This window comes from Enterococcus raffinosus, assembly GCF_018917525.1.
In the GTDB taxonomy this organism is placed as follows: Bacteria; Bacillota; Bacilli; order Lactobacillales; family Enterococcaceae; genus Enterococcus_A; species Enterococcus_A raffinosus_A.
In genome coordinates this window covers 1-26,907 of sequence record NZ_JAHLOS010000022.1, presented here as the reverse complement: position 1 = coordinate 26,907, position 26,907 = coordinate 1, and the positions used below count along the sequence as shown (strand labels likewise).

The following is a 26,907-nucleotide window of genomic DNA, read 5'->3' as shown; positions in this document are numbered from 1 at the left end:
ACAAAACGTATTTGAAGGAACAAAAGAGCGATTCTAATTAAAGAATCGCTCATCAGGAGGAGTAATGGTGAGTAAAAATTATTATGATGTAACCCAATGGGCAATAGGAGATCCATTTAACGATATTGGCGAAGTCATTAACAGTATTCTTTTAAACATTAAAAAAAGACAAAAAGAGATTGATGAAAATGATGGAGGGAAACCAGGGGCAGTCATCTATATTCCACCAGGTGATTATCACTTGAAAACACAGGTTGTTATTGATATTAGCTTCTTAAAGATCATGGGTTCTGGACATGGCTTTACTTCTTCTAGTATCCGCTATAATGTGCCGGAGGATGAATGGAGTGATCTACATGAGCTTTGGCCTGGCGGCAGTCGCATTCTTGTTGATCTGTCGGGTTCACCGATAGAAGAGGCTGCTGGCGCGGCATTCTACATTCAGCGTAGCGGTGATCCGCGAATTAGTTCTGTTGAATTTTCAAATTTTTGTATCGACGGCTTACACTTTGTCGATGATGGTTCGGATGAAACGAATCCAGAAAACACTTATACAAATGGGAAAACGGGAATACACGTTGCCAGTGCGAATGATTCGTTTCGAATTACAGGCATGGGATTTGTCTATTTGGAGCATGGAATTATTTCCTATCATGCGGATGCACTTACAATTCATGATAATTTTATCGCGGAATGTGGAAGCTGTATAGAATTACGTGGTTGGGGACAGGCGTCGAAGGTGACAGATAATTTGATTGGTGCAGGTTTCAAGGGCTATTCCATTTATGCAGAGAATTTTGGTGGCCTGCTAGTGACTGCAAATAATGTTTTCCCTAGAGGAGCTAGCTGTATTCATCTTGAAGGAGTTACTCGCTCACTTATTAGCAATAACAGACTTCATGCCTTTTACCCAGGAATGGTTATTTTAGATAAAAATAGCTCCGAAAATTCTATTTCATCCAACCATCTTTTGCATGATCATGAACCTTGGGCACCGTTGCAAGGAAGGAATAACGGTTTAGATGATACCTTCGGACTTTTATCAATCAATGGTAACAGCAACACGGTGATTGGCAACCATTTTTCTGAAATTATTGACAAGGATCAAATTTCACCAAAAGGAGCAACTCCTGTAATTATCCATGTTGTTACTGGTAATGGAAATTATATTTCTAATAATCATATAGTCGCTACAAAATCAGAATTAACATCCAGTGATTCCTGTTTTGCATCACAAGTAGAAGCCTTATTGACCAATGATGCAACTGAGGCTCTTGAGGTCAAGACGGTATTAATTGAAAAACAGTCTTTTGGAAATACGGTGCTCGACTCTGGTTCTGAAGCACAAGTTGAACTGGATAAAAAAGACAATGCCTTTAGAGCAACGCCAATTCCAGCTAAGCATTCTATATTGAACGAATTCAGGTAAGCACTATTAAACTATCTTTAGAGTTTAGCATTGCTTAATAGTAAAAAAGTGAGGGTAAAAAACGATGGGAACACTTTCCATGCAACATATTTATAAAAAATATTCAAATGCGGAGAATTATACCGTAACTGATTTCAATTTAGAAATTGATGAAAAGGAATTTATCGTCTTTGTAGGTCCTTCTGGTTGTGGAAAATCTACAACCCTTCGAATGGTAGCAGGTCTTGAGGATATCACTGAAGGAGAATTGAAAATCGGTGATAGAGTCATCAACAATGTAGCACCAAAGGATCGGGATATCGCAATGGTCTTTCAAAATTATGCGCTCTATCCACATATGACCGTCTTTGACAATATGGCCTTTGGTTTAAAGCTCAGAAAATATCCAACAGATGAGATTAAAAAGAAGGTAGAAGAAGCAGCGGAAATTTTAGGCTTAACTGAGTATCTAAAGAGAAAACCCGCGGCTTTATCTGGCGGACAACGTCAACGTGTTGCTTTAGGTCGTGCAATCGTCCGTGATGCTCAAGTCTTTTTGATGGATGAACCTTTATCTAATTTGGACGCAAAACTACGTGTATCCATGCGTGCTGAAATCGCAAAGTTGCATCAACGTTTAGGAACGACAACTATTTATGTCACTCATGATCAGACAGAAGCGATGACAATGGCGGACCGGATCGTCATTATGAAGGATGGTTTGATTCAACAGATTGGTAGTCCTAAAGAAGTATATGATTTGCCTGAAAATGTCTTTGTTGCAAGTTTCATTGGTTCACCTGCAATGAACTTCTTTCATGTGACTTTAAAAAATGGCTACATCACTAGTGGACGAAATTTCAAGTTAAAAGTGCCAGAAGGTGAGAATAAAGTGCTCGTGGCTAAGGGCTATGAAGGAAAAGACTTGATTTTCGGTATTCGGCCAGAAGATATTAGAAGCGAACAGATCGTCTTGGATTCAGTTATTGAGTCAGCAATAGATGCAACGATTGTCGTGTCAGAGCTTTTAGGATCAGAAACGTTGTTATACAGCAAAATTGATGAAACAGAATTTGTCTCCAAAGTTAATGCTAGAGACTTCCATCGTCCAGGTGAGATCGTTCGCTTAGCGTTAGAAATCTCAAAGGGACATTTCTTTGATCCAAAGACAGAATTGAGAATCAAATGTACGAAGTAATTTTATCGTTGAAAAGTGATCGTTTAAGTTAGGAGGGATTCTCTTGTCCATTGAATTAATGAAAAAAAATATTGTTCGTGCTCAAGCTGAAATAGATAAGAAAAGATCAGAAGTGGCTAAGGGGGCAATGCGTCAAAAGTATCACTTTATGACTGAAGCCGGCTGGCTAAATGATCCGAATGGACTCATTTATTTTAAAGGTAAGTATCATTTCTTCTATCAATATAATCCTTATGACTCCTATTGGGGCTCGATGCACTGGGGACATGCAATCAGTGATGACATGCTGCACTGGGAATACTTACCTCTTGCGTTGGCGCCAAGCGAAACCTATGACAATCATCCCAAAGGTGGCTGTTTTTCTGGAAGTGCAATCGAATATGAGGGGCGCCTCTACCTTTTATACACCGCCTCGACAAACTACGGAGACGAATTTGTTCAAAATCAGTGTATGGCATACAGCGATGATGGTATCCATTTTGTCAAAAGTGAAAATAATCCGGTTATTGCTGCTCCACCAACTGGTTACGATGTGGGTGAGTTTCGAGATCCAAAAGTTTGGAAGCATGAAGATTATTTCTATTTGGTATGTAGTGGGAAAAAGGATGGGCTTGGGCAAGCACTATTGTATCGTTCAAAAAATTTAGAAGATTGGAACTTCTTTAATGTTCTTGCAGAAAGTCGAGGAGAATTTGGCTATATGTGGGAATGTCCCGATTTTTTCTCATTGAAAAATGCCAACGGAGAAAAGTATGTTCTAACGTTTTCTCCAATGGGAGTGAAAGAACGAACGAGTATTTATTTAGTCGGAGATATGAATTATGAAACTGGAAAGTTCAATTACACAACTGTAGGAAATATTGATTGGGGATTTGATTATTATGCGCCGCAATCATTTGTTGATCAATCCGGCAGACGCATTCTTGTTGCGTGGGCGAATGGTTGGGATTGGATGCCGTGGTGGAAGGATTGGGGGCCAACCTTCAAAGAAGGCTGGTGTGGTTCTTTCAACCTTCCGCGAGAAGCAATCCTTGATACGGATAATACAGTGAAGTTTGTACCTATAGAAGAGCTACAATCCATTCGAAAATCAGCTGAAGCGATCCATGAAAAGTCCATTATTGAAAAAGGCGAATTCTTGATTCCCACAGGTAACGGCAATTGTTTTGAACTGAAAATGACCATTGATCTTGCTAATAGTACCACTGATTCCTTTGAGCTTCGCTTGAGGAGCAACGATCATCTAGCTACGATTGCGACATTTGATTTAAGAAAGCAGATTCTGACAGTTTCCCGCGACAACTCAGATGATTGGAGTCAAGGAACTACAAAAAGTAATTTGTTGCTAAAGGATAAAGCAACACTAAAGATACATTTGTTTGTAGATCAATCCTCTATAGAAATTTTCACAGATGACTATAAAACGAATCACAGTCTAAATGTTTTTGCTAAAGAGGATCAAAATAAGAACTATGTTTCTGTTGCTGAGGGTACACTTGTGATCAATCAGCTTGAAACGTGGGAACTAACGAAAACAATGTAGCCAAATGCTCGAAGAAAGTACATATCTTTGAGCATTTGAATATGGAGGATGAAAATGAAAACGATTGATGTAACCGCTCTGGGCGAAATTATAATTGATTTTACTCAAAACGGTCTAAGTGATCAAGGCAATCCATTATTGGAAATGAATCCTGGTGGCGCACCATGTAATGTATTAGCGATGTTAAGAAAATTCGATCGCAATGTAGCGTTCATTGGAAAAGTCGGTGATGATAATTTTGGTTGGTTTTTGAAAGAAAAGGCCGAAAAATTAGGAATTGATATAAGCAATTTGTCCTTTGATAAAGACGTACACACCACCTTAGCCTTTGTGCACAATGGAGAAGACGGGGACAGAGATTTTACTTTTTGTCGTAATCCAGGAGCAGATATGCAATTAACAGAACAGGAAGTAAATGAAGAGGTAATCAAGCAATCAAGGATTTTTCATTTTGGAACACTTTCCATGACCCATGAAGGAGTACGCAATGCAACGAAAAAGGCACTGACTATCGCTAAAAACAGTGATTGCTTGATTTCATTTGATCCCAATATTCGTGAACCATTATGGGAGAATTTAGAAGAGGCTCGAAAACAAGTAGAAGTTGGGCTTAGCTATTGTGATATTCTTAAAATATCAGACAACGAAATTCAATGGCTTACAGGAGAAGAGGATTATTCAAAAGGAGTTAAAAAAATTAGAGATAAATATCCGATTAAATTGATCCTTGTTTCGATGGGGGATAAGGGAAGCCGAGCATATTATGAAGAAGATATGATTGAAGTTCGTGCTTTTAAGAATGAACAGACCATCGAAACTACTGGTGCAGGGGATACTTTTTGTGGGTGCGTACTTCAATATATTCTTAACCATGGACTAAAAGAATTAACGAAAGAACAACTAGCTGAGATGTTGACGTTCGCTAATGCAGCAGCTTCATTGATAACCACAAAGAAAGGTGCACTTTGCTCGATGCCAGAGATTGAGACTATAAATAGATTTCTGGCAATTAGTAAATAAGAATACAATTTGAAAGCATAAATGTGCGCATTTATGCTTTTTTATTTATCGAAATACATAAAAACACTTAAAAAAACTTTTAAACGCTTATGGGAAATGTTACTATATGGATGAAAGCGAGGGGTTGAAATTGTATCAAGAGAAACGTCTCAAAAAAATTATGTTGATGCTGGAGGACAAAGGGGAGGTTAGCACCCAAGAAATCGTAGAGCAGTTTGGCATTTCCAGAGATACCGCTAGAAGAGATATTATCCAATTGGTTGAAAACGGAAAAGTAATCCGTACGCATGGTGGCATCATAATGCCTGAAGAAAAATTACAGGTTTTAAATTACTTTGAGCGATTAAATCAGCTTTCGCAGGAAAAACAAAGGATGGCTCAGCTTGCTGTAAAACAGATTCAACCGAACAGTGTCTGTTTCATCGATGTGTCAACAACACTTTTACAGGTAGCGCAAAATATAAAAGTACCTTGTCAAATTTACACCCACGCACTTGATAATGCATTTGTACTTGCAAATCAGCCCTTAATTAACTTGACCGTTTTAGGTGGAAAATTTGATGATAAGAACCGTTTTTTCTATGGTGAGGAAGCATTGGAACAAATAGGTCAAGTGAAGTTTGATCTAAGTCTAATTGGGGCTGCGAGTCTTGAAGAAGATGGTTTCTATTTTAAGGAAAAGCAGAACGCTAGAATTAAACGCAAAGTAATTCAACGAACGCGCAAGGTTGTTTTGATTTCAGAGCAGCAAAAATTTCAAAAACAGTCAACGTTCAGGGGTGGCGAATATGAAGATATTGACGTATTTATTACCGACCAAGAGCTAAAACCAAATCAATTAGCGTTGTTTGAAAAGAGTACCAATATCTTGTATTAGATGTGAAAATAACGAATCGTGTAGCTTCGGGAAGTCTTTTTAACTGATCAAAAGCATTAGGAGGGATAGTATGAGTACGATTAAGTTAGTTTTTAGTGACATTGATGGGACCTTGCTGGATGAACGACATCAATTGACAGGTGAGACAAAAGAAATCATTCAAAGAATGAACAATGTTGGTATTCCAACAGTTTTAGCATCAGCAAGACCACCACTAGCGATGACGAAAGTAACGAAGGAGTTAGGGCTGAAAACGCCATTAGTTTGCTATAACGGTGCACTAATTGTTCGAGAAGAGAAGAACAAACAATTTGTATCACTGTATAGTTTACCAGTAGAACGCTTAGACGCATTGCTTATTTATAAACTAGTAAAACAGCATTGTGTGGATGTTAGTATTAGTGTTTATTCTGATGAACATTGGTATGTTGAAGCTCTCGATAGGTGGCACTGCCAAGAAGCCACCATCACTGAAATGCGGCCAAAAATAGTGAACTTAAAAGAATTCTTGAAAGACTATCATCCTGTCCATAAATTTTTATTAATGGGAAACCCAGAAACGCTAGAGATAGCAGAAGATAAGCTAAGACAATCTGAACTCTTGGATGTTTCTTTTTATCGGTCGAAAGAAACCTATCTAGAAGTAACTCATCAGCAAGTATCTAAATTGACAGCTATGATTTTGATTGCACAGGCGCTTCACGTTGATTTAAAAGAAATTTTAGCGATCGGTGATAACTATAATGATTTACCGATGCTTGTGAAAGCTGGTGTTGGTGTTGCAATGGGGAATGCGCCTGAAATAGTGAAACATTCATCAGATATAGTAACTAGAGGAAATAATGAGAATGGCTTCTACCACGCATTGGCAACTTTTTTGCATTAGGATATAATGAGAAAAAGTGTATCAATAATTGAGGTGTAGATGGTGAAACGGATCGATAAAGTGTATCAAAAATTGTTAGAAATTTGGCAGAACGCCTCAAAGGATCAGATTCTTTCTGGTGAGGGGAGTTCTGCACAAGAAATCGCTTCTGCTTTGCAATTGACTCGCTCTAATGCAAGTTTAGAACTTAATAAGCTAGTTCGGGCCCAGAAACTGATCAAGGTAAAGACTTATCCAGTGAAATATTTTCCAACTATACTCATTGAAGAACTATTTGAAACGACCATTTCGCAAGAAACAGAAGTGAAAAGCCTACAAGAGTTACTAGCTTTTGATCACAATAATAAATCTGTAAAAGTTCAAAGAATAAAGAAAAATCCTTTTGATCGTGTAATTGGTCATGATGGAAGTTTGAAAAAACCGATTTCGCAAGCCAAGGCGGCGGTATATTACCCTCCTTTTGGCTTACATATGTTGTTATTAGGTCCTACCGGGTCAGGGAAAACTTTTTTTGCGAATCGAATCTTTGAATACGCGAAGTATGAAAATATATTCCCAGAAGAAGCCCCCTTTGAAAGTTTTAATTGTGCTGATTACTATCATAATCCACAATTACTGTTGTCACATCTTTTCGGCTATTGCAAAGGAGCATTTACCGGTGCTGAAGAAGATCATGCAGGTTTAGTTGAACAAGTGGATGGTGGAATTTTGTTACTAGATGAAGTGCATCGTTTACCACCAGAAGGACAGGAAATGCTTTTTTATTTCATCGATAACGGAACCTTTAATCGATTAGGTGAGAATAACGTAAAACGGCATGCTAAGGTATTGATAATCTGTGCAACAACAGAAAATCCTTCTTCAGCTTTATTAGGGACTTTTCTAAGAAGAATTCCAATGACGATTATGATTCCTTCCTTACGGGAGCGCTCAATAAAGGAGCGAGTGGAATTAATCAAGTTCTTATTTGGAAATGAGTCCAAGCGCATACAAAAGACGATGCGAATTAATATTGATGTATTTAGCGCTTTGATTCAAGCTGCGAATTTTGGTAATGTTGGTCAATTGAAATCACATGTACAACTAATTTGTGCACAGGCTTTTCTTAACAATTTACATCAAACTGAGGAGATCGAGATTCGTTTACGCGATTTGCCCGCTGAAATCCAATCTGATTGGGCATCAAGTCGTACCAATCTCGAAAAAGCCAAGGAATTGTCAGGCTTGATCAGTGTGATGACCGTGATCTATCCAGAAGAACAAGCCAGTTTGTCGAATGAAGAGTTCAATGAGTTTAATATCTATGAATCAATTGAAGAGAAAGTCAAGGTATTAATGGACCAAGGAATTGATGAAGAGAAAATTCACCAATATATTTTAACAGACTTGCATCTATATATACGCAATTTTGTAAAAGAAAACAGTGCGAATTATAATTTGTTAAAATTTGTCGATAAAAAGATACCCATGTTTGCTGAAGGTTTGAAAAAAATTGCTGAGAGAGAGTTGGATTGCCATTTTGATCGTCGTTTTATTTACTACATTGGTATGCATATTGATGCGTATCTAAGGCGGGGAAAACAATCCAACATCTTAATTGATAGTGAGATTGAAGAAGTCAAGCGTGAGCACGATAAGGAGTATCAAGTCGCTTTATTATTTAAACAAGAAATCAAGAATGAGTTCAATCTTTTGATTCCTGAAATTGAAGTCATTTATTTAACGATGTTGATTGCATCCATTGAAACACTTGATGAAACCCAAAAGGTGAGTGTTTTAGTCGTAGCTCATGGGAATACTACTGCTACTTCAATGGTAGAAGTGGCTACTGATCTTTTAGGAGCAGCACCAATCGAAGCGTTAAATATGCCTCTGACGCTTTCACCGCAAGAATTATTTGAAGCGATGGTTGAAAAAGTCAAAGCGCTTGACTGCGGAAAAGGGGTCTTGATGTTGGTGGACATGGGATCACCGGCGATGATGGGAGAACGATTGGAACAGACAAGCGGTGTTAAAATTAAAACGATTCCTAACGTAACTACTTCGATTGTGCTTGATGTTGTTCGAAAAATTAACTATATGGATCTTGATTTGAATGCAGTTTATGATTCAGTAAAAAAGGATTTTTTTGCTTCAATCCATTTGCATGATGATAGTCGAGGTAAACCTAAAGCGATTTTGTCAATTTGTACAACTGGTAGTGGAACAGCAAAAAAAATAGAGGGTTTAATTACAAATATCATCTATGATTCAACAGACGATGCTATTCAAGTGTTAACGGTTTCTGCGTTAAAATTGAAAGAAAAAATTCCAGAACTTTTAGAAAAATTTCAAATAATTGCTAGCGTAGGTACGAAAGATCCGAAGATAGACGCACCTCACATTTCTTTGGAGTACTTAATTGAAGGTACTGGAGAAGAGATATTAAAACAGATGATTGGTGTAACAAATCTACCCTTGGATAAAACTGGTCAGAAGAATATCGTAGTCAAGGATCTGTGTGAAGACACACTGAAAACATACCTGGTATATCTGAATCCATACCATGTAACTGATATGCTTTTAGAGTGGGTTTCGGATTTGGGATCAGTATTAGGTGTTTCATTTCCTAATTCACAAATTATTAAGCTAGTTGTTCACACGGCCTTTGTCTTTGAGCGCGTGATTAAACAGACGCCATTGAGTTTTGAGGAGACTGTTTCCAAAGAAGTATCAGAGATACTAGATCATGTGGAAGAGAGCTTACGACGGATTGAGGAAGGATTACAATTGAAAGTTTCAAAAGATGAAAAAATTTTTATAGCAGAAATGTTAATAGATGATAAAAGTGTTTCAGAACTGTAAAAAGTGTTTTAAAACTAGTAAGGGTAAAAAGCAAGCGTTTCAGAAAGTGTTTTATTTTCTGATATACTTGCTTTTTTTTCAATAAAAATGGATTGGTAGAACAATATTTAGAAGGATATATGAATTTTGAAACACTGTTTGGCACACAAATTGCTTTATTAATTGTAGAGAGGAGAGAAGTAGATGACAGCAATTATTGTAAGTGGACATGGCCACTTATCTACCGGATTATTAGATGCTTTTCAAATGATTTTTGGTAAAGATGAAAAGATAGTTGCAATTCCCTTTTTAAAGGGAGAAGGAATTCCGCAGTTACAAGAAAAATTTCAACAACAGTTGGAACAGTTTCCCCCGGAAGAAGAAGTCTTATTCATGGTAGATGTCTTCGGAGGAACCCCGTATAATTCAGCGACACAATTGGTTTTTGACAAAAAAAACATGGATATTGTAACTGGTGTGAATCTACCGGTACTTTTGGAAGCTGGTGCTTTGAAAGAAGCCCTATCCATTTCAGATTTAATAGGTGCATTGAAAACTATCAATCAAGAAAGTTTCAAAGTATTTTCGGAACAGATTAAAGTAATTCAAGAACAAGAAACTGAGGAGGATGATTTACTGTGAACATTGTATTAGCAAGAATTGATGATCGTTTTATTCATGGACAAGTATTAACCAAGTGGGTAAAGTTACGACCTGCTGAAAGAATTATTATTGTATCTGATGGTGTGGCGAATGATGAAATGCGTAAAACATTGGTTTTGTCAGTAGCACCTGCGAATATGAAGGCCAGTGCTGTAACAGTGGACAAGATGATTCGAGCATATCATTCTCCTCGATATGAAAATACAACGGCATTTTTATTATTTGAAAAGCCAGAAGATATTGTTCGATTGGTTGAAGGTGGAGTGGATTTGAAGGAAGTAAATGTTGGTGGAATGCGCTTTGAAAAAGATCGTATACACATTACGAAAGCAGTGAGTGTGGACGAAAACAATATCACGGCATTTAGACAGTTGTCAAATCTCGGAGTAAAACTGGAGATGCGTCAATTACCTGGTGATAATAGCGCTGATTTTTCCAAAGTATTGGAAACCGAGTTAACAAAATAGCAGAAGGAGTGATAAATATGAATGGATTACAAATAATTCTGCTCTTAATCGTAGCGGGAATCTGTGGGATGGGAAGCGTTCTTGACGAAGCGCAAACACATCGTCCATTAGTGGCATGTACGTTGGTAGGACTTGTTTTGGGAGATATAACTACTGGTATTATACTTGGTGGTACATTGGAAATGATGGCGTTAGGTTGGATGAATGTTGGACTTGCTATGGCGCCGGATACAGCGATCGCGTCAGTTATCTCTACTATCTTAGTTATCACAGCTAATCAAGGAATTGGAGAAGGAATCGCAATAGCTGTACCATTAGCAGCTGCTGGTCAAGCACTGACCATTTTTGTCCGGACAATCACAGTTTTCTTTGTCCATAAGGCAGATAACTATGCAGCGGAAGGTAATTTTCGTGGAATAGAAGCGATGCATTTGTTAGCTCTAGCCATGCAGGCCCTTCGAGTAATGATTCCGACGTTGATTATTTCTATGATTAGCGCACAAGCAGTAAGCAACTTCTTAAATAGTATTCCAGAGGTGATTACTGGAGGTTTACAAATCGGTGGAGGCATCATTGTGGTGGTTGGTTATGCTATGGTGATCAATATGATGGATGTTCCAAATCTAAAACCATTCTTCTACATTGGTTTCTTATTCGCTGCCTTTACAAATTTCAATCTTGTTGGATTTGGTGGTCTAGGATTATGCTTCGCTCTATTATTTATTCAGTTGAAATACAACAACAGCAATAAAACAGTAGTTGCGACAGAGCAAGCAGCTATGACCTACGATGATGACGATTTAGATGCATGATAGAGAGGGGAAAAAAGATGGGAAATAAAGCAGTAACAAAAAGAGACTTACACAGCATGTTTTGGCGTTCAAACCTTTTACTCGGATCATTTAACTTTGAGAGGGTTCAAAATATGGGATTCTGTTTCGTGATGATTCCAGCAATAAAAAGACTTTATGCTCCTGGAAAGGAACGGAATGAAGCCTTACAACGTCATTTAGAATGGTTTAATACACAGCCTTGGCTGACGGCTCCAATATTTGGTGTAGTTACCGCGATGGAGGAAGAAAAGTCAAACAAGAAAAACCTTCCTGGAAGTTCAATTGCCGCAATGAAAATTGGATTGATGGGGCCTTTAGCAGGTGTGGGTGATCCAATTTTTTGGGGAACGGCACGACCAGTACTAGCAGCATTAGGTGCGTCATTGGCATTGAGTGGTAGTATGGGAGGTCCGTTGTTATTCTTTGTCGCAATCAATGTTATTCGTTTAGCAACCAAATATTTTGGTTTAACCTTAGGCTATGAAAAGGGTAATGAAATCATTAAAGAGATGGCTGGCGATCGTATCAAGAAATTGACTGAAGGAGCCTCGATCGTTGGGTTGTTCGTAATGGGAGCATTGGTCAATAAGTGGACTACAATTAACATTCCAATTGTTGCAACGAAGATTACTAATGACAGTGGTAAGGTAGTTACACAAACTGTTCAGGATGTTTTAGATAGTATTATGCCAGGATTGTTGGCATTACTTTTGACCTTATTTGTTTCATGGTTATTAAAGAAAAATGTTAGTCCACTGTTAATCATTATTGCAATTTTTATTGTTGGAATACTTGGAAAAGGCTTTGGCTTTTTAGGATAGTTAGTATTTTCTTTGACAAAACCTTAATGCTCATACCTATGGATCGTATCAAACGTGATTTATAGAAAAAGAATTACTTTGTGAGATAAAATAATAGTCAAAGATTAGATAGAAAATCTGTTAGCTATGACATAAGAAAAAAGAGATTTTGCAGCGTATTACTTTTTCAGTTACCGATGATAAGTGTTGTTTTATCTTTAAATACGTTTATACTACCATGAAGCCCAGTCATTTAAGTTTGGTGGGCTACCCGTCAATAGGACAATGAAATAATGAATGATTTTTTTGAACTACTCTTTCATCTTTGGAGAGTAGTTTTTTTATTTTGCCAAGCAGTAACTGACGTACTACCGTTTGGTAGGTCGTGCTTTAGGCTGCTTCATAATATAAATGATGATAGTCCATAGGCGTCAATACATGCAATTTTCGTTGATAGCGGCCATTGTTGTAATAGTCCATATAGTTCTCGATCATTGTGACTAGCTCTGTACGACTCGTGAATTTCTTGCCGTAATACTTTTCTCGTTTAATCATTCCCCAAAAACCTTCCATCGGACCATTATCGATACATTTTCCAACACGAGACATGCTTTGTGTCATTTCAGCTTCAAGGATTCTGTTATAAAAATTCTGATGCGTATATTGGAATCCACGATCGCTATGAAAGAGCGGGTGCGCATCAGGTTCTGCTTCGATTGCTTGATCGAAAGTATCGAAGGCGATATTCAGGTCATTCGTATCACTGATGACGTAAGAAACAATCCGGCGATCATAGAGGTCTAAAATCGCACTTAAATACACTTTGTGGATTTCCGCCCCCTCATAATACTTGAATTCCGTTACATCTGTTAGCCATTTTTGATTTGGCGCTTCGGCAGAAAACTCTCTATCTAAGATGTTTTCAGCAGTGTGGTACGGTTGATCTGCTCGTTTTGTAATACTGTTGGCAGAATGTTTGATTGTCGATTGAATCCCTTCATGCCGACAGATACGCAACACGCGTTTGTCATTGACATGAATATCGTGTTCTCGATTCAAGATATCATTGATACTGCGATACCCTTTTTCAGGAAGCTCATCATGAATATCCCGGATCACTTTTGCTAACGCCATATTTTCTAACGTTCTTTCACTGTAGGGGTGTTTGATCCACCTCAGATACGCAGAACGAGTGACGGTCATGATTTTGCACATCGGAAGAATTGCGTATCCTTTTTCTTCATGAAGTTCTTTGATGGCTTCGTAAGCAACGATCTTTCTGACTTGTCCTAGCGATCCCTTCTTTCTAATTCCTTTACTTTTTTTAATAGATCAATTTCCATCTGTTGGTATTTTACTTGTTCTTCGAGTTGGGCGATTCTGATTTGTGCTTCTTCTTCTGGCGTCCGACTTTCTTGTTTGGCTTTTCTTTGTCCGCGACGATCTTCTAAACCAGCTTTGCCTTTTTCTTCATACCGCTTTACCCAATTGTAGAGATTGGTGTATTTCACTTGATATTTGACGGCAGTTTCACTGTAATCATAGTTGTTGGCAATGCAATAGAGCACCATTTCTACACGATCTTCTAAACTGAATTTTTTTGTTTGACTCACTTTACTTCCACCGCTTTCTGATTTGAAGTCTCCATGAGTATTATATCTTTTAATCCAGTCTCGTAGTTGTGTTCTACTTCTTAATTTATATCTTTTAGCTACTGTTCTTAAACTATCTGTTCCATTCAAATAATCAAGAACAGCTTCAAGTTTCAATTCTTTGGAATAGCACTTGTTCGTTTTTGCAGCGAGTAAGCCCGTCGGTCCTTCATTTTCATAAATAGCGTTCCAATCCAAAATAGTAACCGGGTCAACACCAACTTCTTTAGCTGCTTGCTTTAATCCAATTTCTCTATTAAGAACCTTTTCTACAACCATTACTCGTTCTTCAGCACTGAGCTTCATTCTTCTTTTTCCCATAATAAATACCCCTAACTAGGACTTCATTATTTTTTTGTCCTAGTTAGGGGTAGCGTATCAGTTGATGATTGGGCTTTTTCTTTACAGAAAGTTTCGGTAATGGTTGGAATAAAAGTAATTTATACTTTAAATGCGACGATTTTCATATTATTTGTATTGATTAATAATTTCAATCTCGTTTTCGTAGCGATATTGAAATTATTATCAGATTTATTTATTATGAAAAGAAGATGCGGAGTTTGATTACCGAAGAGGAGGTGAAGAATATGGAAAGGATGAGCTTTAAAGAAATCCAAGCTATTTATCCAGAAGCAATGTTGTTAAAAAAAGGTCCATTCTCCAGTGAAACCATAAACGTTCCAATCTTAGATGGGTATGCATGTTTCTTGAGGGAGGATTTAACTGAACGAGAAGTTCTCTTATTTTCTAGATTAAATCAAAGTCAATCAATCAACAAAAAAAGACATCCTTGGTATGAGATTTTGTTTGAGAACAAACAAAATACAGAGGATGGTGAATACCGGATAATCCAAGTTTATATGAAACATTTAGAAGACTCTCAGAAAGAAAGCATCTTGAAAGAAATACGAGAGATATTTCCGAATTCTGTAGACCTTTTTTTCTACCAACAATTTTTATTAATCGTTGAAAAGAGAGGTCTAGATAATTTATTTGTGAATGACTTAGAGGGGATTTTTCTTGCTTTAGATATGGATTTTGATTTTTCAACAAGGCTTTTTTTAGGATCGTTTCATGTATGGAAACATGATTTTAGCCAATTATTTCGTGAAGAAAAGAAAGCATTCATTGATTCTTTGAAAAAGAATTTTAACGTGAAATGTTTGGAACTATCCGATTGCATCATTTCTGTCTTTTCTAACCAGATTGCTAGTGAGAGTGGACTCTTATTATCATTATATCAAGACTGGTTTGATGATGAAGAAATGAGACGTTTAATTAGAGTATTATGGGAACAACAAGGTAATTTTAGTTCAGCAGCAAAAGAATTGTTTATGCACCGGAACTCGTTACTTTATAAAATTGATAAATTCCAAGAACGAACGATGCTCAATCTAAAAAATAATAATTCTCTTTTTTTATGCTATTTACTCGTCTCGCTTTTTTCTTGAGGGACTTTTCCGTTTGGATATTTTACCTAGTAATCAACTTTTATTTTAGGCAAGTTGACGATGAAATATACAGCGCTTTCATTTATGGTATTTATATCAAATAGAAATGGAGGACTATTGATGACAGAATTATCATTGAAACATATTTATAAAAAATACGAGAACAATGACAATTATTCTGTAACTGATTTCAATCTTGAAATAGCAGATAGGGAATTTATTGTTTTTGTAGGACCATCTGGATGTGGTAAATCTACTACTTTAAGGATGGTTGCAGGTCTCGAGAGTATTTCTGAAGGCGAATTTCTCATTAATGGAGAAAGAATGAACGAGGTTGCGCCAAAGGACCGAGATATAGCGATGGTATTTCAAAACTATGCGCTGTATCCACATATGACAGTTTTTGATAATATGGCTTTTGGCTTAAAGTTACGGAAACTTGATAAAGACGAGATCAAAAAGAGAGTGGAGAATGCGGCAGAAATATTAGGCTTGACCGATTACTTGAATAAAAAGCCAGCCTCATTATCTGGTGGACAAAGACAACGAGTAGCCCTTGGAAGAGCTATCGTTCGTGATGCAAAGGTTTTTCTAATGGATGAACCTTTATCAAATTTAGATGCAAAACTGAGAGTTGCCATGCGCGCAGAAATTGCTAAGCTTCACCAACGTTTAAATACGACTACTATTTATGTTACACATGATCAAACAGAGGCGATGACGATGGCTGATCGTATTGTAATTATGAAAGATGGCATCGTTCAGCAGATTGGATCACCCCAAGAAGTCTACAATAAACCAAAAAATGTTTTTGTAGCTAGTTTTATCGGATCACCAGCCATGAATTTCTTTGATGTTACTCTTGCTAATGGATATATTACAGATGGTAATGATTTGCGCTTGCGTGTTGCAGAAGGGAAATATAAAGTTTTAAAGGCCAAAGGGTATGAAGGTAAGAAGTTGATTTTCGGAATTCGTCCAGAAGATATCCACGCAGAACCGATTGCAATAGAAGTTACTCCAGACTCAACAGTGATTGCAGAAGTTGTTGTTTCTGAATTATTGGGTGCTGAAACAATGCTGTATTCAAAAGTAGGAACAACTGAGTTTGTATCTAAAGTAGATGCACGCGACTTTTTAGAACCAAAGGAGAAAATAAAACTAGCGTTTAATGGTAGTAAGGCTCATTTCTTTGATATAGAAACTGAGGAAGTTATTTCGATTCCTTAAATGTTACTCGTTGATCGTTTTGTTTGAAGGGGAAGGCTCATTTGGTTATTGTGCCTCAGGTTAAGAGCAATTTATTGTTACGACAATATAAGTAAGGTGGAAAAATATGGATACTAAGCGGTTTACTAAATTTCATAGACTTTTTGAATTGGTTTATCAATTAATTGTGTTGAACCTTCTCTTCATCATTGGGGTACTTTTTGGCGGAATTATTTTTGGTATCTTACCTAGCGGATATAACCTTGTTCAAGGAATAGATAGGATAAATAATGGTGAAGAAGTCAGGGTGAAGGATTTTTTTAAGGGATTTAAAGAATCTTTTTTTCCGATAAACACGTCCTGTTTTATGCTGTTGCTCTTGATTATTCTTTGGATTGCTCAGTTTGTGCTACTTGGACAATTTTTCAATAAAGTATACTTCATCATGACGGGAGCAATGTTACTACTTTTGGTGGCTTATGCAATCAACACACCTGTCCATAATAAAAAAAATAATTTTAAAAGACTAGTCGGTATTTTCTTAATCAATCCTAAACTTAATTTCTATTTATTACTATTGAGTTGTATTATTCTGTATGTAAACGACCATATTTCAGGTTTATGGTTATTTCTGAGTTTTTCTTCTTTCCAATATTTTTTTGAAAAGGCAAAAAAGACTTTACTAAGAGTATGAAAGGTAGTAGAATGGAATCGAAATCAAGAAAGCGCTATCTAAAAGATTGTATTTTTTTGGAGTTCCATTTAATCGATTAAATAATTATTTTTTTGCTTTTATATTTAATCGATTAAATAAAATATAAATGCCTATAATACAGTTTTTGTTCACGTTGAATAAAAATATAAAAACTTGATTAAACGATTAAATAGAGGTGGAGAAATTTGAAAAAAGCAACTATCAAAGACGTTGCACGATTAGCCAAAGTTTCTACTGCAACTGTCTCAAACGTCATGAATAATTCACGATTTGTACAGCAGGATACAAGAGAAAAAGTATTGAAATCAATGGAAATATTAAATTACCGACCAAGCAATCTAGCGAAATCAATGAAAGGTGTTGGCTCAAAAGTAATCGGACTGATTATCCCTTCACAAGAACAGGATTCTTCTTCAGAATTATTTTCTACTTTAGCTTCAGGAGTCGAAAGTGAATTACAAAAAGCTGGTTACCAACTAATAATTGCCAATTCTCATGAAAGAGTAACCGAGGAGCAGAGTCGTTTAGAATTGTTCAATTCTAGTATGATCGAATATGTGGATGGGATAATAATTGCCCCCACTTCAGGACTATTAAAGAATATTGATCAAATCGCATCTAATACGACATTGCCAATTGTTTTTGTTGATAGGAAACCAAACGATTTAGAACGATATGATGTTGTTTATACAAATAACTATTCAGTAACACTGGAGTTATTAGAAGGTATTGTGGATCGTGGATATGAAGATATCATTTTTATCTCCGGCCCAACAGACGTTTCATCTACGATTGAACGAAATACGGCATATGAAAAAATTTTCTATAAACTCAATGGAAATAAAGAACCAAAACGGTTTGAAACAATTTCATCTTTTGAAGCGGGATATAGAATAGGAAAGGAGGTAATAGATTCATTTGAAGAAAAAAGATCTGCCATCTTATTTGGAAATAATACGATAGCTATGGGTACTATCAAGTATCTAATTGATCATGGAATTTCAATTCCCGATGACGTGGGGATAGCAGTTTACGATGACTATTCTTGGATGGAAATAGTCCAAACACCTTTGACCGCAATCAGACAACCAGCATTTGAGATGGGAAGAGAATCAGCAAAATTAATTTTGGATAGTATAAACAATCAAGAACATACAACGAAAAGAGTAGAGATACCATCAAAAATTATCGAAAGAAAATCATTATGAGGTGAAAAAAATGAAACGGAAATTGATTAGTATTGGTTTTGCATTAACAGTCCTATTAACTTTAGCAGCATGCGGCAATAAGGGAGGTGGTTCGGCTAAAGAAGATGGTAAAACGACCATTGATTTTGCGATCCATGTTGCTAATCCAGCAGATCAAGAACCAGCTTTTAATGCAGTTGTTGAAGCATTTAAAAAGGAAAATCAGGAGATTGATATCAATTTGGAGGGCAAAGAGCAATCAGAACATGTTAAAAATATGAAAATGCGGTCTCAATCTGATAAGCTTCCAGATATTTTTTGGATGTTACCAGCTTCGGCTAAAGAGCTTCAGGAAGCTGGAGTATTAGCTGATTTATCTGATTTTTTGAAAGATAACAAGGACATTAGGGATTCATTTGATGGGCGTGAGAATATGATCGACCCGTTCAAGGATGGTAAGAATCAATACGGAATGCCTTATCAACCTTTAGTAACAGGTTTGTACTACAATAAGAAAGTTTTATCTGACAATGGATTTGAAAAACCAGAAACTTTTGAAGATTTGATGGAAATAGCGAAAACACTTGATGAAAAGGATATTGTGACAATCTCTAAAGGTGCAAAAGACAGTTACTCGGTTTGGGCTTTTCTCATTATGCTATCACGTTATGGGTATTTAGATAAGGTGGATGATATTTTAGCTGGTAAAGAAAAATACAACAATAAAGATTTCATTCACTATTATGAAAAGATTGCCGAGCTTCGAGATGCGGGAGCATTTCCGAAAAATGTGAGTACACAATCCTATTTTCAAGCGGTTGAACAGTTTACTACTGGAAAATCAGCAATGTTGGATTCCGGCTCTTGGGATGCACAAAAAATTGAATCTAGTGATGTCGGTAACGATGTTGGATTCTGGTGGGGACCTACTTTTAAAGATGGCGTTGGAAATCAACACTTAAGTTCTATCGTTCCATCCGCTCCATTGGTAGTGAGCAAGGCTGCTTTTGAAGATAAGGATAAAAAAGCTGCCATCGAGAAATTTTTAGCATTTTACTATGGTCAAGAAGGTATTCAAATTATGGTTGATAATAAAATTCCTCCAATGACTAACATATCTGTCGAAGTAGATGAAAAGGAATCTCCTGTTTTTGCAGACATTATCAATAATATGGAAGATTCTAAATGGACAAGCCAAGAAAATCAACCTGATTTAGTTGTATCTGAATCAATTGGGAATGCAATGTATGACAGTATTTACGGTGTTATTGTAGGCAACTATACTCCTGAAGAAGCTGCAAAGGTTGTACAGAATAGAATAGACGATACAAAATAAAGTATAGAGGTGATTTGTTATGAAATGGTATAGTTCAACCCGTAATAAAGTCATTCTGATACTGCCTGCATTGTTGCTTTACTTAGCTTATATTATTGCACCGATATTTATTGCTGCATATTATAGTTTTACAAAATTTTCAGGTATAGGTCAGCCTCAATTCGTTGGTATTTCAAATTATTTGAGATTATTTAAAGATCCAATCTTCATTATTGCCTTAAAAAATACAATCATTGTCTTGCTAGTCACCATTTTGATTTTAATTCCGGGAGCCTTTCTGTTATCCCTGCTAATGAATCGAAATATGAAAGGGCTAACACTCGTCCGGGCAATCAACTATGCACCATCGATCATAGCACCTATCATGGTCGGTTTGATCTGGGTCTTCATTTTAGATCCGAAAATTGGGCTTATCAATGTTCTCTTAGACAAAGTTGGTTTGTCCAGTCTTGCATTAGAATGGATTGGAGGAGATAAACTAACACCATTTTCAGTCGCAATCGTTCAGAGTTGGCAGTCATTGGGGTATATAGCAACAATCTTTTTAGCTGGTCTGACTTTAATACCCGAGGAACTATATGAGGCAGCAGATATTGATGGTGCCACAGGGTTTCAGAAAGTAGTAAACATTACAATTCCCATGCTAAATGAGACATTCAAGATGAATTTGATCTTGGTCATTACCTTGGTTTTCAAGATATTCGAGACAGTTCTACAGCTGACCAATGGTGGACCCAATCATTTATCTGAGGTCCTCGTCACTTATATGTACGGAATGACGTTTACATCAGGCGAATATGGATATGGTATGTCTATTGCAGTCATGACGTTATTAGTAACCTTTGCGTGTGCCGGAATGATTTTCGGAATATTTACAATAGTAAAGAGATTTAGAGAAAAGGAGTTGAATAGTAACTAATGGATACCAAGAAAGATAAAAATATTTTTTTAAGTGGTATTACTTATTTGATTACATTAATTATTATGGTTCCATTTCTTTGGATGATATTACTTTCATTTAAGGACAGTTCAGCCATTTTAACAGACACCCTTTCGCTACCTAAATCATTAGATTTATCGAATTTTAATCGAGCATTTGAAACCTTAGATTTCAAGTTGATCTATAAGAATACATTTATTATTGCCGTTGTAGCGATCTTTTTTGAAATGATCATCACGTATATGAGCTCATTTGCTTTAAGCAGATTTGTCTTTAAGAAAAAAAAGATCAGTCAAGCCTTATATCTGTTATTCATAAGTGGACAAGCAATCCCGCCTTTTATTCTATTGTTTCCGGTTTATCGGTTGACGATAGCTGCTGGGATTGAAAATACGTATCTATCTTTGATTTTACCTTATATCGCAACATCAATCGGGTTTAATACGTTACTATTCACTGGTTTTTTGAAGGAGTTTCCAAGTGAGTTGGAAGAAGCTGCGTTGCTGGACGGCTGTAATTTATTTGAGTTATGTTGGAAAGTTGTTTTTCCAGTAGTTAAACCAGTAGTTGTAACTATCTTTATTTTTAATATTCTATACATTTGGAATGAATATCCATTTGCAGCAACTTTAATCAGTGATAGCTCAAAAATGACCATTCCATTAGCAATTTCAGAATTTAAAGGGCGATACAGTATCGATTATGGTGGAATTGTCGCAGCAAGTATTTTACTAATCATCCCACAATTGACTTTCTACGCAATTTTCCAGAAGAAAATTATTAAAGGAATGACTGCTGGAGCAGTTAAAGGATAAAAATTTAAACTAAGCGAGGAATTTATGATGAACAATTATTCAAATGGAAACATGCAAGCTTTAACAAAAACAGCGGAGGTACGATCTGCAAGAGTCTCTAGTTACGATCACAGTGGAAAAAATCAAGATTATTGGATGATTCCTCCAGGTGAATCTATTACATTAGGGGAAATCGATGGTCCAGGATGTATTACTCACATCTGGATGACCTCTTTTTGTAGAAAAATTATGGGTCCAAGTATTGTTGATCCTGTTTTAGGAAGTAATGTTGCTCCAGCAAATGAGATCCATAATGCTTTAGGAATTACATGGGAGGAACAAGACCCATTTTACTATCGAAAAGCCTTGATCAAAATTACTTGGGATGATCAAGATACGCCAAGTGTTTTAGCACCATTAGGTGATTTCTTCTGTGTAGGCCATTCATTGCCAGGTAATTTTGAATCCATGCCTTTTAATGTATCGGTAAAACCTGAAGAGGCTGGGAAGTTTGGCGCTCCATGTGCTTTGAACTGCTTTTTCCCCATGCCATTTAATAAAAAAGCGAAAATCGAAATTATTAATGAAAATGAATTGCCATTTGCATTGTATTTTTATGTTGATTATGAGTTGTATAAAGAAGAGCTTCCAGAAGATACAGTTTATTTTCATGCTAATTGGAAAAGAAATAATCCGAATAACGGCTGGGGAAATGGACTGCAAACCAATAGTCCTGATGTTCAGGCCATTAGTAATTTATCTGGTGAAGATAATTATGTTTTATTGGAAACCGAAGGAAAAGGTCATTATGTAGGGTGTAACTTATCAGTCAACCATTTCCAAGGTAGCTGGTGGGGTGAAGGTGATGACATGATTTTTATTGATGGGGAGGAAATGCCAAGTATTAATGGAACAGGTACAGAAGATTATTTTAGTTTTGCTTGGGGAATGCAGAAGAATCACTTTCTATATAATGGAACGATTATTCATGAAGGAGATATGCCTGGCTATACTGTTGCCTATAGATTCCATATTGCTGATCCAATCCATTTTTCAGAAAAAATAAAAGTAACTATTGAACACGGTCATGCAAATCATTTGTCGGATGACTGGTCTTCTACAGCCTATTGGTATCAAACTATTCCATCACCAACTCTAGATATTTTGCCAGTAGAAGAGCGACTTCCGATTGTCGCAACATTATCAAAACCAGTACAGAAAGAGACTCCAGCATTAACAGTGGAACAAGAACAAGCCTTTGCCGATGCGAAAGCTCGAGAAGACTATTATCGGTCGGAAAAAGAAAAACAAATGAAGTTAAAATATAAAAAGACCCACCAAGCGATGAAGGAGAACTTAGAGGATATTCAACGGGTAAAAAATACACTATAAATAATGAAAGTTTGATAGTTGCTATTTTTGTAGCTATCAAACTTTTTTAGAAACGCAACGAAAGGATGACAGGATGAAAAACGAAAAAACATTAAATCATGAAAATGAGTTAAAAAAAGCAAATGACTATATTAATGAGAACGGAGCAAGTGTACAGGGAAAAAAATCTAGATTGAAAATGCACTTTATGACACCGCTAGGTTGGATGAATGATCCGAATGGTTTAGTTTTCCATCAAGGTGAATATCATTTGTTTTTCCAATTTTATCCTTATGATGTTGAGTGGGGACCGATGCATTGGGGACATTCTAAAAGTAGCGATGGAATTAAATGGGAATATCTTCCGGTTGCTCTTGCTCCATCAGAAGAATACGACTATTCCAGTGTTGAACAAGGGCATGGTTGTTTTTCAGGTAGTGCGATTTCGGTAGAGGATCAACTAGTCTTAATGTATACAGGAAATGTTGATGGTAGAACGCCGCGTCAGACGCAGAATATTGCTTTTTCAAAAGATGGAAGAAGTTTTTCAAAATCTTCAAATAACCCAGTGATCCCTACATTTCCAAAAGAAGCTACCGAAGACTTTCGCGATCCTAAGATATGGAAAAAGGATGAGATGTATTATGCCATCATAGGGACAAAGAAGGATGGAAAAGGAAAGGCTGCAATCTATAGCTCCAAAGATTTGGAAGATTGGGAGTATCGAGGCATCGCGACTGAAAGTAACGGACAGCAAGGAGATATGTGGGAATGCCCAGATCTATTTACACTTGATGAACAAGATATTTTGGTTGTATCTCCGATGTTTGGAACTAAAAACAGTAGTCCGTATTACTTATTGGGAAATTTTGACTACGATACATGTAATTTTGAACAAAAAGATTTCTTCACTTTAGACTATGGCAAGGATTTTTATGCACCACAAACATTTACTGATGGAAAAAACAGAAGGATAATGATTGCTTGGATGAACATCTGGTTTGCTAAAATGCCTGAAAAGAATGATGGTTGGGCCGGAGCGATGACAATTGCACGGGAGTTAACAATTAAGAAGAACAAACTTTACCAATACCCAATCGTAGAATTGAACGATTATCGTGTAGATTCAGAGCTTGTTGAAGATCTTCAAATAGATTCTAAATCAAGTTTCAATACTTCAATAACGAGCGCTTCGGACGTATTACTTACCATCGATATGGAAAAATCTAAGGCAGAAACCTTTGACATTTTTGTAAAATGTTCAAAAGACATGAAAGAAAAAACAAGGATTCATTTTGACTTGAAGCAGATGACGGTTTTGGTAGATAGAGAGTTTTCAGGAGTGGGGAACAAAGATAATTCTGTTGCTCCATTAAGTGTGAATGATGGAAAGCTTCTTGTTCGTCTGATTCTGGATACAAATGCGCTAGAACTATTTATTAATGAAGGGGAATATGTCGTTACAAACCGAATATATCCAACGAATAGCGATGAACTATTTGTTATCAAATCAGAAGATTTATTAGTCATAGAGCAACTAGAAAATTATTCACTCAAAATGGAGGGATAAAAATATGGTTTTTGGTGCAATTGAAGCAGGTGGGACAAAGTTTGTTTGTGCTATTGGAGATGAAAATCTAAACATTGAAAAACGAGCTAGTTTTCCTACAACTACTCCTGAAGAAACGATGAATTTGGTAATCGCCTTTTTTAATGATTATCAAACAGAACTTGAGAGTATCGGTGTTGGCTCTTTTGGGCCAATTGATGTTCAACAAGATTCGTCAACCTATGGCTATATCACCTCTACTCCCAAATCAGGTTGGCAAGATTTTGATTTTGTAGGGAGTTTGAAGAAACACTTTGATGTTCCTATTGCTTGGACTACAGACGTAAATGCTGCAGCATATGGGGAGTATGTTTGCGGAGAAGGGCGAGGAAAAAATAGTGTTGTGTATTATACTATTGGAACTGGTATTGGTGGAGGAGCAATTCAAAAAGGAGAATTTATCGAGGGCTTTAGTCACCCTGAAATGGGGCATATGCTTGTAGTTCCACACGACGAAGATTCTTTCCAAGGAAATTGTCCATTTCACAAAAATTGTTTAGAAGGAATGGCGGCGGGTCCAGCAATTGAAGCAAGAACAGGTCGAAAAGGGCAGGATATTTCTGAGACTGATGCTGTTTGGGAAAGCGAGGCTTTTTACATTGCCCAATGCGTCTACAATACTACACTGATACTCTCTCCTGATGTAATCATATTAGGTGGTGGTGTGATGCAGCAATCTCATATGGTAGAACGAGTTCGTGTAGCCTTTCATTCATTAATGAAGAACTATGTAAGAACTCCAGAAATGAAAAATTATATTGTAACCCCTTTTCTGAAAAACAATGCTGGAGTCATTGGCTGTCTAGCATTAGCAAAAAAAATTTGAAAACTGATTGAGAAATAGACTGTCTATGTGGAATTTAATTGTCACAATACATCCTTTTTCATAATAATTTTGACAGATATATATAGGTAGCCCACTTGTTTAAAACGGAGAGGGAAGAATGAAAAAAAAGGAGAACAGAAAATCTATTGGATTGATTGGAAAAATCTTTAATGATGAAAGAATAATGAACTATTTTAAGAGTATAGGAGAAATTGAAAAAGACCTATTCATTACAAAAGCTTTAATAAACAAACAGGATATAACTAAATGGAATCACAGAGTTACTAAATAATTATTCGTTTTTAATTGTTGAATGTAACAAGGATACCCACCTCACCACAATGATATTTGGAAAGCCAAAAAAATGAAAAAGACAATTATTCATTTTTGATAGAATCAACTAATTTTTCAAATATATATTATTACTATGAAGCCTAATCACCTTAATCGGTGATTGGGCTATTTTTGTGTCTAAAGGAGGATCAAGCAATGTTCGATACACAAGAAAGACGCTATGTCACGAGAGGCGTGAATGAACAAGTACCAAAGGAAATACAGCTACGTTGTTGGCGATTGATTGATGAAAAGGTGAAACAAGCCGAGATTCAGTTGGACTATTTGCAAATCTTTGAATTCAATCGAGATGACCAACTAGGAACGATCACGATTATCCATCGGCAAGAAGAACCATTCTTTATTGATTATCACGAATGCCGAATAACGAATGATTTAGCACATTTCCAAGCAAAAAAGCTGTGGGTGATTGATGATCATACCCATCAGACGATGTTGTTACCGGAAGAGTATTGATTGCACATAGTAAGTACAAGAGTAAGAAATTCCAAAAATTAATCGAAAGAAGGTCTTGACAATGACAAACCAACAAGTGAAATCTGAAACAAAAAAATGTGTAAATATCGTCTCTTTGCAGTTAGTAAAGGAGTCATCAGTATTGTATGCAGGAAGAAAATGCAATAGTCCTCAAGCGTTGTACCAGTTATTTTCTCCCTTTATAGAGCATAAAGATAGAGAATTTTTAGTGATGGCGGGGCTTTCTCAAAAGTTAGAACCAACCATTATCCAGACGATTCACATTGGTACGATTAATCAATCGTTAGCTTCCCCAAGAGATATCTTGAAAGCTGCATTGTTATCTAATAGCGTGTCAATTTGCATCGCACATAATCATCGTGAGACACGTTCGTAATTGAAAAGATTGCGCACGTCCTCTCAAATATAAGAGAGTCGTGAACTCTTTGCTTGATAGGTGAAATGAAGGAGTAACGCCCTGAAGCGCCT

At 36.5% G+C, this 26,907-nt stretch carries 26 protein-coding genes; 24 read left to right on the top strand and 2 right to left on the bottom strand.

Annotation, left to right across the window (positions count from 1 at the left end; genetic code table 11):
* Positions 1-64 precede the first annotated feature (64 nt).
* The 11 genes from KQI58_RS13880 (at position 65) to KQI58_RS13830 (ending at position 12,539) form a co-directional block, all read left to right on the top strand.
* Positions 65-1,429: a NosD domain-containing protein gene (locus KQI58_RS13880; protein ID WP_216409667.1), complete on the top strand. Its 1,365-nt coding sequence runs from the start codon at positions 65-67 to the stop codon at positions 1,427-1,429.
* 64 nt (positions 1,430-1,493) lie between these two features.
* Complete coding sequence (locus tag KQI58_RS13875) at positions 1,494-2,606, top strand: ABC transporter ATP-binding protein (RefSeq protein ID WP_216409666.1); 1,113 nt, start codon at positions 1,494-1,496, stop codon at positions 2,604-2,606.
* Positions 2,607-2,649: 43 nt separating this feature from the next.
* Positions 2,650-4,149 (top strand): glycoside hydrolase family 32 protein, encoded by a 1,500-nt coding sequence (locus KQI58_RS13870; protein WP_216409665.1) that lies wholly within the window; start codon positions 2,650-2,652, stop codon positions 4,147-4,149.
* A gap of 54 nt (positions 4,150-4,203) precedes the next feature.
* Positions 4,204-5,169 (top strand): carbohydrate kinase family protein, encoded by a 966-nt coding sequence (locus KQI58_RS13865; RefSeq protein WP_216409664.1) that lies wholly within the window; start codon positions 4,204-4,206, stop codon positions 5,167-5,169.
* Positions 5,170-5,299: 130 nt separating this feature from the next.
* The gene (locus KQI58_RS13860; RefSeq protein WP_034876364.1) at positions 5,300-6,046 is read left to right on the top strand and encodes a DeoR/GlpR family DNA-binding transcription regulator; all 747 of its coding nucleotides are present in this window, start codon (positions 5,300-5,302) and stop codon (positions 6,044-6,046) included.
* A 70-nt stretch (positions 6,047-6,116) separates the two neighbouring features.
* Positions 6,117-6,932, top strand: a complete 816-nt coding sequence (locus KQI58_RS13855) for a Cof-type HAD-IIB family hydrolase (RefSeq protein ID WP_137440115.1) — start codon at positions 6,117-6,119, stop codon at positions 6,930-6,932.
* Positions 6,933-6,971: 39 nt separating this feature from the next.
* Entirely contained in the window at positions 6,972-9,776 is a 2,805-nt protein-coding gene (locus KQI58_RS13850) for a sigma 54-interacting transcriptional regulator (protein WP_253295957.1), read from the top strand.
* A gap of 183 nt (positions 9,777-9,959) precedes the next feature.
* Positions 9,960-10,397, top strand: a complete 438-nt coding sequence (locus KQI58_RS13845) for a mannose/fructose/sorbose PTS transporter subunit IIA (RefSeq protein WP_016180372.1) — start codon at positions 9,960-9,962, stop codon at positions 10,395-10,397.
* On the top strand, positions 10,394-10,885 hold the full coding sequence (locus tag KQI58_RS13840) for a PTS system mannose/fructose/N-acetylgalactosamine-transporter subunit IIB (protein ID WP_090409149.1): 492 nt from the start codon (positions 10,394-10,396) through the stop codon (positions 10,883-10,885). The genes KQI58_RS13845 and KQI58_RS13840 overlap by 4 nt, the downstream gene beginning before the upstream one ends.
* A gap of 17 nt (positions 10,886-10,902) precedes the next feature.
* Positions 10,903-11,697, top strand: a complete 795-nt coding sequence (locus KQI58_RS13835) for a PTS mannose/fructose/sorbose transporter subunit IIC (RefSeq protein WP_016180374.1) — start codon at positions 10,903-10,905, stop codon at positions 11,695-11,697.
* On the top strand, positions 11,694-12,539 hold the full coding sequence (locus KQI58_RS13830) for a mannose/fructose/sorbose PTS transporter subunit IID (RefSeq protein WP_164872413.1): 846 nt from the start codon (positions 11,694-11,696) through the stop codon (positions 12,537-12,539). The genes KQI58_RS13835 and KQI58_RS13830 overlap by 4 nt, the downstream gene beginning before the upstream one ends.
* 369 nt (positions 12,540-12,908) lie before the next feature.
* On the opposite strand, the gene KQI58_RS13825 is transcribed toward KQI58_RS13830, so the two are convergent.
* Together KQI58_RS13825 and KQI58_RS13820 are read right to left on the bottom strand one after the other, a co-directional pair.
* On the bottom strand, positions 12,909-13,775 hold the full coding sequence (locus tag KQI58_RS13825; protein ID WP_367397941.1) for an IS3 family transposase: 867 nt from the start codon (positions 13,773-13,775) through the stop codon (positions 12,909-12,911).
* A 32-nt stretch (positions 13,776-13,807) separates the two neighbouring features.
* The gene (locus KQI58_RS13820) at positions 13,808-14,491 is read right to left on the bottom strand and encodes a helix-turn-helix domain-containing protein (protein ID WP_216409663.1); all 684 of its coding nucleotides are present in this window, start codon (positions 14,489-14,491) and stop codon (positions 13,808-13,810) included.
* Between the two features lie 266 nt (positions 14,492-14,757).
* On the opposite strand from KQI58_RS13820, the gene KQI58_RS13815 reads away from it, so the two are divergent.
* From KQI58_RS13815 to KQI58_RS13755, 13 genes are all read left to right on the top strand, one after another.
* A complete protein-coding gene (locus KQI58_RS13815; protein ID WP_010740681.1) occupies positions 14,758-15,621 on the top strand; it encodes a helix-turn-helix domain-containing protein in 864 nt (287 codons plus the stop codon).
* A gap of 120 nt (positions 15,622-15,741) precedes the next feature.
* Positions 15,742-16,851, top strand: coding sequence for an ABC transporter ATP-binding protein (locus KQI58_RS13810; protein WP_216409662.1), 1,110 nt, complete (start codon positions 15,742-15,744; stop codon positions 16,849-16,851).
* Between the two features lie 106 nt (positions 16,852-16,957).
* Positions 16,958-17,524 carry a DUF624 domain-containing protein gene (locus KQI58_RS13805; RefSeq protein WP_216409661.1) on the top strand — a complete coding sequence of 189 codons (567 nt, stop codon included), beginning with the start codon at positions 16,958-16,960 and terminating at the stop codon, positions 17,522-17,524.
* Positions 17,525-17,730: 206 nt separating this feature from the next.
* Positions 17,731-18,753 (top strand): LacI family DNA-binding transcriptional regulator, encoded by a 1,023-nt coding sequence (locus KQI58_RS13800; protein WP_216409660.1) that lies wholly within the window; start codon positions 17,731-17,733, stop codon positions 18,751-18,753.
* A 10-nt stretch (positions 18,754-18,763) separates the two neighbouring features.
* Positions 18,764-20,068 carry an ABC transporter substrate-binding protein gene (locus KQI58_RS13795; RefSeq protein ID WP_216409659.1) on the top strand — a complete coding sequence of 435 codons (1,305 nt, stop codon included), beginning with the start codon at positions 18,764-18,766 and terminating at the stop codon, positions 20,066-20,068.
* Between the two features lie 19 nt (positions 20,069-20,087).
* Positions 20,088-20,987 carry a carbohydrate ABC transporter permease gene (locus KQI58_RS13790; RefSeq protein ID WP_216409658.1) on the top strand — a complete coding sequence of 300 codons (900 nt, stop codon included), beginning with the start codon at positions 20,088-20,090 and terminating at the stop codon, positions 20,985-20,987.
* Complete coding sequence (locus KQI58_RS13785) at positions 20,987-21,823, top strand: carbohydrate ABC transporter permease (protein WP_216409657.1); 837 nt, start codon at positions 20,987-20,989, stop codon at positions 21,821-21,823. The genes KQI58_RS13790 and KQI58_RS13785 overlap by 1 nt, the downstream gene beginning before the upstream one ends.
* Positions 21,824-21,847: 24 nt before the next feature.
* Positions 21,848-23,194 carry a glycoside hydrolase family 172 protein gene (locus KQI58_RS13780; RefSeq protein ID WP_253295956.1) on the top strand — a complete coding sequence of 449 codons (1,347 nt, stop codon included), beginning with the start codon at positions 21,848-21,850 and terminating at the stop codon, positions 23,192-23,194.
* 73 nt (positions 23,195-23,267) lie between these two features.
* Complete coding sequence (locus KQI58_RS13775) at positions 23,268-24,743, top strand: glycoside hydrolase family 32 protein (RefSeq protein WP_216409656.1); 1,476 nt, start codon at positions 23,268-23,270, stop codon at positions 24,741-24,743.
* A 4-nt stretch (positions 24,744-24,747) separates the two neighbouring features.
* The gene (scrK, locus tag KQI58_RS13770; RefSeq protein WP_216409655.1) at positions 24,748-25,608 is read left to right on the top strand and encodes a fructokinase ScrK; all 861 of its coding nucleotides are present in this window, start codon (positions 24,748-24,750) and stop codon (positions 25,606-25,608) included.
* Between the two features lie 118 nt (positions 25,609-25,726).
* Positions 25,727-25,900 carry a hypothetical protein gene (locus KQI58_RS13765; RefSeq protein ID WP_216409654.1) on the top strand — a complete coding sequence of 58 codons (174 nt, stop codon included), beginning with the start codon at positions 25,727-25,729 and terminating at the stop codon, positions 25,898-25,900.
* A gap of 197 nt (positions 25,901-26,097) precedes the next feature.
* Positions 26,098-26,418: a DUF960 family protein gene (locus KQI58_RS13760; protein WP_216409653.1), complete on the top strand. Its 321-nt coding sequence runs from the start codon at positions 26,098-26,100 to the stop codon at positions 26,416-26,418.
* 61 nt (positions 26,419-26,479) lie between these two features.
* Positions 26,480-26,815, top strand: coding sequence for a JAB domain-containing protein (locus KQI58_RS13755; RefSeq protein ID WP_216409652.1), 336 nt, complete (start codon positions 26,480-26,482; stop codon positions 26,813-26,815).
* Positions 26,816-26,907: the final 92 nt, after the last annotated feature.